At 74.4% G+C, this 10,168-nt stretch carries 8 protein-coding genes; all 8 read right to left on the bottom strand.

Annotated features, from left to right (window positions below; genetic code table 11):
• Positions 1 to 148 precede the first annotated feature (148 nt).
• Positions 149 to 1,396 carry a CynX/NimT family MFS transporter gene (locus ACFV04_RS41985; protein ID WP_380536375.1) on the bottom strand — a complete coding sequence of 416 codons (1,248 nt, stop codon included), beginning with the start codon at positions 1,394 to 1,396 and terminating at the stop codon, positions 149 to 151.
• Between the two features lie 63 nt (positions 1,397 to 1,459).
• Entirely contained in the window at positions 1,460 to 2,191 is a 732-nt protein-coding gene (locus ACFV04_RS41980) for a FadR/GntR family transcriptional regulator (protein WP_380341608.1), read from the bottom strand.
• A 183-nt stretch (positions 2,192 to 2,374) separates the two neighbouring features.
• Positions 2,375 to 3,232, bottom strand: coding sequence for an HAD family hydrolase (locus ACFV04_RS41975; RefSeq protein WP_380536373.1), 858 nt, complete (start codon positions 3,230 to 3,232; stop codon positions 2,375 to 2,377).
• Between the two features lie 63 nt (positions 3,233 to 3,295).
• Positions 3,296 to 4,570: a serine--tRNA ligase gene (gene serS / locus ACFV04_RS41970; protein ID WP_380536372.1), complete on the bottom strand. Its 1,275-nt coding sequence runs from the start codon at positions 4,568 to 4,570 to the stop codon at positions 3,296 to 3,298.
• A gap of 604 nt (positions 4,571 to 5,174) precedes the next feature.
• Complete coding sequence (gene pheA / locus ACFV04_RS41965) at positions 5,175 to 6,110, bottom strand: prephenate dehydratase (protein WP_380341613.1); 936 nt, start codon at positions 6,108 to 6,110, stop codon at positions 5,175 to 5,177.
• Positions 6,111 to 6,334: 224 nt separating this feature from the next.
• Positions 6,335 to 7,600 (bottom strand): iron uptake transporter deferrochelatase/peroxidase subunit, encoded by a 1,266-nt coding sequence (gene efeB / locus ACFV04_RS41960; RefSeq protein WP_380536376.1) that lies wholly within the window; start codon positions 7,598 to 7,600, stop codon positions 6,335 to 6,337.
• A gap of 80 nt (positions 7,601 to 7,680) precedes the next feature.
• Positions 7,681 to 9,738, bottom strand: coding sequence for a FixH family protein (locus ACFV04_RS41955; protein ID WP_380536370.1), 2,058 nt, complete (start codon positions 9,736 to 9,738; stop codon positions 7,681 to 7,683).
• A gap of 13 nt (positions 9,739 to 9,751) precedes the next feature.
• The coding region (locus tag ACFV04_RS41950) for a copper chaperone PCu(A)C (protein ID WP_380536369.1) at positions 9,752 to 10,168 on the bottom strand (417 nt) is incomplete at its 5' end.

The following is a 10,168-nucleotide window of genomic DNA, read 5'->3' as shown; positions in this document are numbered from 1 at the left end:
GGCGGTGTGGCTTCTCGCTGGCCTGACTCCGCTGCTCGTGACGGGCGTGGCGGGGCACTCCCTTGGCCGCTGCGCGTAGCACGACCGTCGAGGCGGTCCGGACGCCGTGGCGGGTCCGGACGCCGTGGCGGGTCCGGACGCCGGAGGGTCAGAGCGTGCGGTTGCGGCCCGCTCCCCAGCCGGCCACACCGACCACCAGCACCAGCGCCAGCATCAGCACCAGGGTGGTCTCCCAGCCGCCGGTGAGCTGGTGCAGGGCGCCGGCACCGACCGGGCCGGCCGCCGCGACCAGGTAGCCGATCGCCTGCGACATCCCGCCCAGCTGGGCGGCACCGGCCGCGCTGCCGGTGCGCAGCACGATGAACGCCAGGCCCAGGCCCAGCGAACCGCCCTGGGCCACCCCGAGGACTGCCGCCGAGACCCACGCGGCGGAGACCGGCGCGACCAGCAGCATCGCGATGCCCACCCCGTTCAGGGCGGCCATGGTCACCGCCAGGGCGCGCTGGTTGGTCATCCGGCCGGCCATCAGCGGCACCAGGAAGGCACCGGCCACCTGCACCAGGTTGGAGAAGGCGAAGACCAGACCGGCCTGGCCGCGGTCCATGCCGTGGTCGGCCAGGATGGTCGGCATCCAGGCCACCAGGGTGTAGACCAGCAGCGACGAGATGCCCATGAAGAGGCTGATCTGCCAGGCCAGCGGGGACTTCCAGATGCCCTCGACCGGCGTGCCCGGCGTGCCCGGCGTCGCGGCCGCGGCCACCGCGCCGCGCTCCTGACGGCTGCGCAGCACCTGCGGCAGCCAGGCCACCGCGGCGACCAGCGCCAGCAGCGACCAGGCGCCGAGCGAGGCCCGCCAGCCGCCGCCGAGCACGTGCTCCAGCGGGACGGAGGTACCGGCGGCGAGGGTCGCGCCGACCAGCATGGTGGTCGAGTAGACGCCGGTCATGGTCGCCGCGCGGTCCGGGAACTCCCGCTTGACCAGGCCGGGCATCGACACGTTGAGCACCGCGATCGCCACGCCGATCACCACGCAGCCCGCGTACAGCGCGGCCACCGAGGGCAGCACCCGCAGCAGCACGCCCGCGCCCAGCACCAGCACCGCGCCCAGCACCACCCGCTCGGCGCCGAACCGCCGGGTCAGCCGGGGGGTGAGCGGGGCGCCGACGCCCTGGAACAGCACCGGGACGGTGGTGATCAGGCCGCTGGCGGTCGCGGAGAGGCCGAAGGTCCGCTGGATCTCGCCGACCATCGGGGAGATCGCGGCCAGGCAGGCGCGCATGTTCAGCGCGACCAGCACGATGCCGGTCAGCAGCAGGAGCGGATGGGCCAGCCGGGTGCGGACCGGGAGCGGGGCAGGGGTGGTGACAACCGGCTGCTGGGCACGGGTGACGGCCATGGGTGTGCTGTTCTTTCCGGGATGTGCGTGGATGCGGGCGGGACGGAGGAGGCTCGCGCCGTCCTACTTCCGGGCCGCGATGGACGCGAGCAGCTGCTCGACGGCCGCGGTCGGGCCGGCGAGCAGCGTGCGACACGCCGCCTCGGCCCGGTCCGGGTCACCGCTCTCGATCGCGTCGACCAGGGCCTCGTGGGTGGCCACGACGGCCTCGGGCATGTCGTGGTCGCCGAACGCGGAGGTCATCGCCTCGCGCACGGAGGCGCCGAAGTAGCGGTACACCTCGGCCAGCGCGGGGTTGTGCGCGGCCTCGACGACGGCGGTGTGGAACTCCAGGTCGTGCTCGACGGTGGCCTCTCGGCTCGCCCGCTCGGGGTGCGCCGCGAACACCTCGGCCTCGCGGGCCAGCGCGGCCCGCATCCGCCGGACGTCCTCGTCGGTGTGCCGCAGCGCGGCCAGCCGGGCGCCCTCGGTCTCCAGCGCCGCGCGGACCTCCAGGACGTCCCGGATGCCCGAACGCTGGACGCCGCGCAGGACGGAGGCCGGGTCACTGGTCGAGCGGACGAACGTCCCCTCGCCCTGCCGGGAGACCAGCATTCCGGCGTGCACCAGCACCCGGATCGCCTCCCGGACGGTGTTCCGTCCGACCTGCAGCTGCTCGGCCAGTTCGTGCTCGGTGGGGATCTGCGAACCCACGGGCCAGACCCCGCCGGCCAGCTGCTCCCGCAGCTGGTCGATCGCGGTGTCCACCAGGGACCGTCGTCCGGCCGCCTGCAGGCCGTTGCCCTCGCCGCTCATTCCGGACCCACCTCCCTCCGCCGTCGCACGTGCGCCTTCACCAGTCGTCGGTCATCCTACAACTGATTGCCCGGTCATCCTACAACTGTCGGGGAACGGTCCGTGAACACCCGACCACCGACACGCCGCACCGGGCGGGACCCCGGAGTCCCGCCCGTCCCCGGGCCCGGGGCGCACCGCCGGTCAGCGGGCGGGGTAGAGGCGCTCCAGCACGACCGCGACGCCGTCCTCGTCGTTGCCGGCGGTGACGGTGTCGGCGACGGCGAGGAGTTCCTCGTGGGCGTTGGCCATGGCGACGCCGTGGGCGGCCCAGCCGAACATCGGGACGTCGTTGGGCATGTCGCCGAAGGCGATGGTGTCGGCGGCGCGCACGCCCAGGCGGCGGGCGGCGACGGCCAGACCGGTGGCCTTGGACAGGCCCAACGGGAGCAGTTCGACGACACCGGGGCCGGCCATCACGACGCCGACCAGGTCGCCGGCGGCGCGGCGGGCCGCGTCGGCGAGGGCGTCGTCGGTCAGCGCGTGGTGCTGGACGTAGAGCTTGCTGACCGGGGAGGCCAGCAGCCCGTCGCGGTCGACCCGGACGACGGGCAGGTCGGAGCCGATCAGCAGTTCGTAGCCGGGGCCGGCCAGGACCTGGCCGTCGAGGCCGTCCTGGTTGGCGGCGACGGCGAGCGGGCCGGTCTCGGCCTCGATCTTCTCGACGGCGAGGGCGGCGAGCCGGCGGTCCAGGGTGAGCGAGGTGAGCAGCTTGTGCGCGCCGGCGTCGTAGACCTGGGCGCCCTGACCGCAGACGGCTATCCCGGTGTAGCCGATCTCGTCGAAGACCGGGCGGGCCCAGACGGCCGAGCGGCCGGTGACGATGATGTGCAGCGCGCCCGCGCGGGGGGCGCGGGCCCGGGCGGGGGGGGTGCGCTCGGTGCCGTTCTCCTCGCTGGACAGCAGGGTGCCGTCGTGGGGGGTGGCGATCAGCCGGTAGGGCAGATCGCCACCGTCCCGGGTGCCTTCCGGGGAGACGGGGCTGGGGCTGGTGGTGCTCATGGGCCGGTCGTCTCCCGGGAGTTGCGGGTGGAGCGGGTGGAGCGGGTGGTGCCGGGGAACCGGTTACTTGACCGGTTCGAGGACCGTCCGGCCGCCGAGGAACGGCCGCAGCGCCTCGGGCACGATGACCGAGCCGTCGGCCTGCTGGTGGTTCTCCAGGATCGCCACGATGGTGCGCGGGACGGCGACCAGGGTGCCGTTCAGGGTGGCGAGCGGGCGGGTCTTGCCGTCCTCACGCATCCGGATCGACAGGCGGCGGGCCTGGTACTCGGTGGTGTTGGAGGTCGAGGTGACCTCGCGGTACTTGCCCTGGGTGGGGATCCAGGCCTCGATGTCGAACTTGCGCGCGGCCGAGGCGCCGAGGTCGCCGGAGGCGACGTCGATGACCCGGTACGGCAGCTCCAGCGCGTTCAGGAAGTCCTTCTCCCACTGGAGCAGGCGGCGGTGCTCGTTCTCCGCGTCCTCCGGAGTGGTGTAGACGAACATCTCCACCTTCTCGAACTGGTGGACGCGGATGATGCCGCGGGTGTCCTTGCCGTAGGTGCCGGCCTCGCGGCGGAAGCAGGACGAGTAGCCGGCGTAGCGCAGCGGCAGCTTGTCGGCCTCCAGGATCTCGTCCATGTGGTACGCCGCGAGCGGGACCTCGCTGGTGCCGACCAGGTACCGGTCGTCCTCGGCGAGGTGGTACACGTTCTCGGCGGCCTGGCCGAGGAAGCCGGTGCCGTCCATGGCGGCCGGCCGGACCAGGGTCGGGGTGATCATCGGGACGAAGCCGGCCGCGGTGGCCTGGGCGATCGCCATGTTGACCAGGGCGAGCTCCAGCAGCGCGCCGACGCCGGTCAGGTAGTACGAGCGGGCACCGGCGACCTTGGCGCCGCGCTCGGTGTCGATGGCGCCCAGGATCTGGCCGAGCTCGACGTGGTCGCGGGGCTCGAAGCCCTCGGCGGAGAAGTCGCGCGGGGTGCCGATCTCCTCCAGGGTGACGAAGTCCTCCTCGCCGCCGACCGGGGCGGCCGGGTCGATGAGGTTCGCCAGCGAGCGGAGCAGGCGGTCGGCCTCCTCCTTCGCGGCGCCCTGTTCGGCGTCCGCGGCCTTGACCTCGGCGGCCAGGTCCTTGGTGCGCTGCAGCAGGGCGGTCTTCTCGTCACCCTTGGCCTGGGCGACCTGCTTGCCGAGCACCCGCTGCTCGCTGCGCAGTTCGTCGAAGCGGCTGCCCGAGGACCGGCGCCGCTCGTCGGCGGAGAGGAGGGCGTCGACCAGGTCGACGTCCTCGCCACGGACGCGCTGCGAGGCGCGCACTCGGTCAGGGTCCTCACGGAGCAGGCGAAGGTCAATCACAGGCCCAAGCGTACCGGGCGGGCGTTCCTCCACCGGTACCGGTTTTCCCCTGGGGATAACCACCCCCGTCCTGTGGATAACTTCTGTGGGGGCCGCTCCCGGGTCGGGTTATCCACAGGCCCGGGGCCGGGGCTGTGGATCGAAGGGGAGGATCACCCTCCGCGCGACCGAGCCAGGGAATTGAGGTTTCAAACCCCATTCGACCTTTCCGAGTGAGGGAATTGAAGCACTCAGACGGGTGATTTGCTGGCAACCGGGTGACTCTGGTCCGATTAGTCATCTCTGCGACGCAAACCGATGATCCGACCAGTTCTGGGTAATGGCTATACCGGTTTGTCGACTCGTCCCCAGACCTGTGGATAACTCGGAGCTGTGGACAGAGGTGGGGCCTGTGGACAGCGGCCCGCGGCCCCGGGCGGGCCTGTGGACGACGGGTGGGGTCGTCCGCCCCGCCCGATCGCCGCAGTCCAAAACGGTCGGAAAAGGTCAGAAAGACAACGGGTATCGCTCGGATGACTGCGAGGTCTCCGGCGTCTCCGCCGCCTCCGCCGCCTGCCTCCGCCGCCTCCGCCGCGTCCGGTGTCCCCGCGCGCCGCCGCGGGACTCAGACGTCCCCGCGCCCGTCGAGTGCGCGGGAGAGCCAGTCCGCCGCCGAGCTGAAGTCCGCGTCCGAGGTCCCCGGCCGCCGGTGGGTGGACACCTGCCGGTCGGCGCGCGGATAGGAACCGAGGAACCGCACCTGCGGGGAGATCCGCTTGAGCCCCATCATCGCCTCGCCCACCCGGCGCTCGGACAGGTGGCCCTCGCAGTCGATCAGGAAGCAGTAGTTGCCCAGTCCCTCGCCGGTCGGCCGGGACTCGATCCGCATCAGGTTGACCCCGCGCACCGCGAACTCCTGCAGCAGCTCCAGCAGCGCGCCCGGGTGGTCGTCCGGCAGCCAGACCACCATCGAGGTCTTGTCCGCGCCGGTCGGCGAGGACACCCGGCCCGGCCGGCCCACCAGGACGAACCGGGTGGCCGCGCTCTTGGCGTCGGCGATGTCCTTGACCAGCGGGTCCAACCCGTAGATCGGCGCCGCGAACTCGCCCGCGAACGCCCCGTCGTAACGGCCCTCGGAGACCAGCCGGGCGCCGTCGGCGTTGGAGGCGGCCGACTCCCACGTCGCCTCCGGCAGGTTGGCCGCCAGCCAGCGGCGCACCTGCGGCTGGGCCACCGGGTGGCTGGTGACCGTCTTGATCCCGGACAACTCGGTGCCCGGGCGCACCAGCAGCGCGAACGAGATCGGCAGCAGCACCTCGCGGTAGATCATCAGCGGTGCGCCGGAGGCCAGTTCGTCGTTGGTCGCGGTGACCGCGCCCTCCACCGAGTTCTCGATCGGCACGAACGCCCCGGCGGCGTCCCCGCCGCGCACCGCGTCCAGGGCCAGCGCCACCGAGGACAGCGGCACCAGCTCGCGGGTCGCCGCCTCGGGCAGGGTGTGCAGCGCCGCCTCGGTGAAGGTGCCGGCCGGGCCGAGGTAGGTGTAGCGGGTCGCCGACATGACGCCTCCGGGAGGACTCGGTGCTGCGTGGAACGGGCGGTGCGGACGGGGTGGTGCGCTACGAACGGTGCGGTGCGGCCGGTGCGGACGCGGTGGTGCGGACGCGATGCTGCCGAAGCTGTCACCCTAACGATTCCCCGGTCGCGGCAGGAAAGCGTTCCGATGGCCGGGACACGGCCGGTCGGCCCGTGGTACGGGACCGCGCCGGCCTCCCGGGAAGGGCCTCAACCCTCCAGCAACTGCTGGCCGAGGTAGCCCCCGGCCGGTGCGGCCGGGGGCACCGCGTACACCCCGCTCGCCTCGTGCCGCAGGAAGCGGGACAGGCCGTCGCCCCGGGAGAGCTTGCGCTGCACCGGGGTGAAGCCGCTGCGCGGGTCGGACTGGAAGGCGAGGAAGAGCAGCCCGGCGTCCGGGGAGCCGTCCGGCAGCAGCCCGTCGTGGTACGAGAAGCCGCGCCGCAGCATGGCCGCCCCGCCGTTGGCCGCCGGGGCGGCGACCCGGACGTGCGCGTCGGCGGGGATCGCCAGGGTGCCGTCCGGGCCCTGCGCGGACAGGTCGACCGGGGCGTGCTCGCCGGACCCGGCGGGTGCGCCGAGCGGGGCGCCGTCCGTCTTGCGCCGTCCGATCACCCGCTCCTGCCGCTCCACCGGGAGCGCCTCCCAGTGGTCCAGCAGCATCCGGATCCGCCGGAACACCAGGTACGAGCCGCCGGCCAGCCAGGCCGGCTGCTCCCCGCCGGCGGTGCAGAACACCTTCGCGGCGAATCCGTCCTCGCCCGGCTTCGGGTTGTTGGTGCCGTCGACCTGGCCCATCAGGTTGCGGCCGGTCACCGGCTTCCCGGCGGCCCCGGGGGTGCGGGCGAAGCCGGCCGACTGCCACCGCAGTGCCGCCGTGCCGGCGGCCAGCCGCTGCAGCACCCGCAGGGCGTGCACCGCCACCAGCGCGTCGTCGGCGCCGATCTGGAGGAAGAGGTCGCCGTCGCCGCGGGCGGGGTCGAGCGCGTCGCCGGGGAAGGCGGGCAGCGGTTCGAGCCCGGCCGGGCGGCGGTCGGCCGCCCCGGCCTTGTCGAACAGCGCGGCGCCGAAGCCGACGGTGAGGGTGAGCGAGCAGGGCCCGGCGTCCAGGGCGACCTGGTCGTCGAACTCCTCGGCGGGCTCCCCGGCGGTCAGCCGCTCGGCCGCCTTCGTCCAGCGCTGCAGCAGCCCGCGCAGCCCGTCCCGGCCCACACCGTCGGACAGGTCGAAGGCCGCCAGCTGGACCCTGGCCTGCTGCGGTTCGAGGATCCCGGCCTGGTGCTCGCCGCGGAACGGCACCCGGGCCGCGCCGAGTGCGCCGCCCGTGGCCGCCGCACCGGCGGGGCGGCCGGTGCGGTCCAGGGCGACCGCCCCGGCGACGCCCGCCCCGGCGCCGACCAGCAGCCCGGCGCCGGCGGTGCCGAGCAGCGCCCGCCGGGTGACGCCGGTACGGTCCTCGGCGGCCCGCTCCTGCACCGGTGCGGCGTCCGTCGTCCCGGTGTCCGTCGTCCCGTGGTCCTGGGGCCGGTCGTTCGTCGTCACGTCGTCCACCGCCGTCAGCCGATCTTGAACTGCTGGGTCGGCGTGGTCTGGTCGATGTCGGAGGAGCGGACCTGCACCGACACCACCCAGGTGCCCGCCAGCGGCAGCTGCGCGGTGCCGCTCCAGCGGCCGGTGCCCTCCGGGGTGAGCGCGACCGGCAGCGGGCCGAGGTCGCGGTCCGGCAGGGTGAAGGCGAGCTGCACCTCGGGGACGTCCACCGGCTGTCCGTCGGCGCCGTCCAGGGCGAGCTTCACCTCGTTCGGGCCGGTCCGCGCCGGGTTGAGGGTGACGGTCGCGGTGCCCTTGGCGTTCGGCGTCCGGCCCTTGGTGTCGTACGGGAGCTTGAGCTCGACGGTGCGGCCCGGCTCGGTCTGCGGCGCCGCCGCGGCCCCGCCGGTGGCCGGCGCGGCGGTCCCGGCCGTGACCTCGCTCGCGACCCGTCCGGGCGGGGAGTTGGTGAGCATCGTGGTGACCACCAGCACCGCCACCGCGACCAGCGCCTCGACCAGCACCGAGCGGCGCAGTCCGGCCCGGGTCGGGGTCAGCCCGCGCTCGCGCCCGGCGCTCTCCCGGGCGGCCCGCTGACGGTCCAGCTGGGCCTGGCGGACCGGGTCCGCGCTGTGCGCGGCGACGCCGACCGGCTCCGGCACCTCGGCCTGCTCGACCTCCGCCGCCTCGGCCGGGGCCGAGCGCAGCCGGGCCAGCCAGGAGCGGGAGATCCAGGCGACGCCGAGCATCACGGCCACGCAGCCGCTCTTCACCAGCAGCAGCCGCCCGTACTCGGTGCCGGTCAGCGCGCCCCAGCTGCCGAGGCCCCGCCAGGACTGGTAGATCCCGGTCACGACCAGGACGGCGACCGAGCCGAAGGCGATCCTGGAGAAGCGGTCCACCACCCCGGCGCCGGCGCCCTCGCGCAGCGCGACCAGCAGTGCGGCCAGTCCGCCCAGCCAGAACGCCATCGCGATCAGGTGCAGGATGCCGAACGGCAGCGCCAGCCAGACCTGGATGCCGACCGAGGCGTGGTCGGCGCCGACCCAGGTCGCGGAGAGGGCGACGGCCAGCACCAGCCCGGCCACGCCGAGGCCGAGCCGGGTCTCCCGCTGCGGCCGCTCGGCGGCCCGCCGCTCCAGCTCGCGCAGCTCGGCGTCCTCGGTGTCCTCGTCCTCGGTGCGTCCGCTCCCGGCCCGCCCGCCGGCGCCGCCGCCCTCGACCGGCCCGTTCTCGGCGCCGCCCGTCGGGGGCTGCGCCGGGAGCGGCGTCGACGGCTGCCCCAGCTGGCCGACCAGCAGCGACAGGAACACCCCGCCCGCCGCGAGCAGCAGCAGCCGGGCGGCCAGCGCGGTGCCGATCCGCTCGTCCAGGGTGGCGCGCACCAGCGAGAGGTCGAAGGCCTGTCCGATCCCCGAGCCGCGCTCGTACGGGCCGCGCAGCATCAGCACCGCGACGGTGGAGACCAGCAGCGCCGTCCAGCCGGTCATCAGCAGCCGCTGCACCGGCCGCCGGGCGGTGCCGGCCGGCCAGCAGACCAGCACGAAGGCGGCGGCCCCGGCCAGCAGCGCGAACGCCGCGTACGCGACGGTGCGTCCGGTGCCGTACAGGGCGGCGACCAGGCCGTCGGCCTTGGCTCCCTGCAGCGCGGTGGCCGACACCGAGGTGTCCGAGGGCGCGCCGATGGAGAAGGTGAAGGCGCCGCCGACCGGGTGCGAGTCGTCGGAGACGGCCCGCCAGGCGACGGTGTACGTGCCGTTGGCGAGCCCGCCCTTCAGGCCGACCCGGGCGGTGTTGCCCCTGCCGTCGGCGTGCGCCGGGTCGCCGGTGTCCACGGCCTTGCCGGCCGGGTCGAGCACCCGGACGGAGTCCGAGGAGAGCGACACGGACTCGCTGAAGGTCAGCGTCACCGCCGCCGGGGCGGTGGCGACCACGGAGTTCTGTCGCGGGTCGGTGGAATCCAGGGTGGCGTGCGCGGAGGCCGGTCCGGCGCCCGCGAGCATCAGCGCGAGCAGCGCGCCGAGCACTCCGAGCACCCCGGTGATCCGGCGGTGTGAGGCCTTCTCCAGGCCGGCCGACTGCATGGTGGCGGGTCCCCTAACTCTGGCCGGGGCGGTAGGTGAGCTCCTTGACCGGCACCTTGACCGAGATGGTGCCGGACTTGGCGAAGGTGAGGTCGAGCTCCACCTCGTCGCCCAGGACGGGGGCCTTCTGCCAGCCCATGATCATGAGGTGGGTGCCGCCGCGGGCGAACTGCAGCGCGCCGTGCGCGGGCACGTCCAGGCTGGCGACCTGTTCCATGCTCGACGGGGTCGAGCGGTGCATGGTGACCGACTCGGCGCCGGGGCTGGTCACGCCGACCAGCTGGTCCCGGCCGCCGTCGTTGCGGACGGTCAGGTAGCCGGCGGCCATGCCGCCCGCCGGGGGCAGCGGGATGTAGGAGTCGGCGACGCTGAGCCGGGCCGGTCCGCTGCCGGCGCCGTCCTGCCCGCCGCTCCCGCAGGCGGCCAGGAC

The sequence above is a fragment of the Kitasatospora sp. NPDC059599 genome (genome assembly GCF_042735125.1).
Classification (GTDB): Bacteria; Actinomycetota; Actinomycetes; order Streptomycetales; family Streptomycetaceae; genus Kitasatospora.
The sequence above is the reverse complement of the archived record's forward strand: the minus strand, read 5'-3'. Positions and strand labels throughout refer to the sequence as shown.

Excerpts from the sequence above, each read along its gene's own strand:
- ACFV04_RS41985 (WP_380536375.1), bottom strand. The coding sequence starts at position 1,396 with ATGGCCGTCACCCGTGCCCAGCAGCCGGTTGTCACCACCCCTGCCCCG.
- ACFV04_RS41980 (WP_380341608.1), bottom strand. The coding sequence starts at position 2,191 with ATGAGCGGCGAGGGCAACGGCCTGCAGGCGGCCGGACGACGGTCCCTG.
- ACFV04_RS41975 (WP_380536373.1), bottom strand. The coding sequence starts at position 3,232 with ATGAGCACCACCAGCCCCAGCCCCGTCTCCCCGGAAGGCACCCGGGAC.
- pheA (WP_380341613.1), bottom strand. The coding sequence starts at position 6,110 with ATGTCGGCGACCCGCTACACCTACCTCGGCCCGGCCGGCACCTTCACC.
- ACFV04_RS41955 (WP_380536370.1), bottom strand. The coding sequence starts at position 9,738 with ATGCAGTCGGCCGGCCTGGAGAAGGCCTCACACCGCCGGATCACCGGG.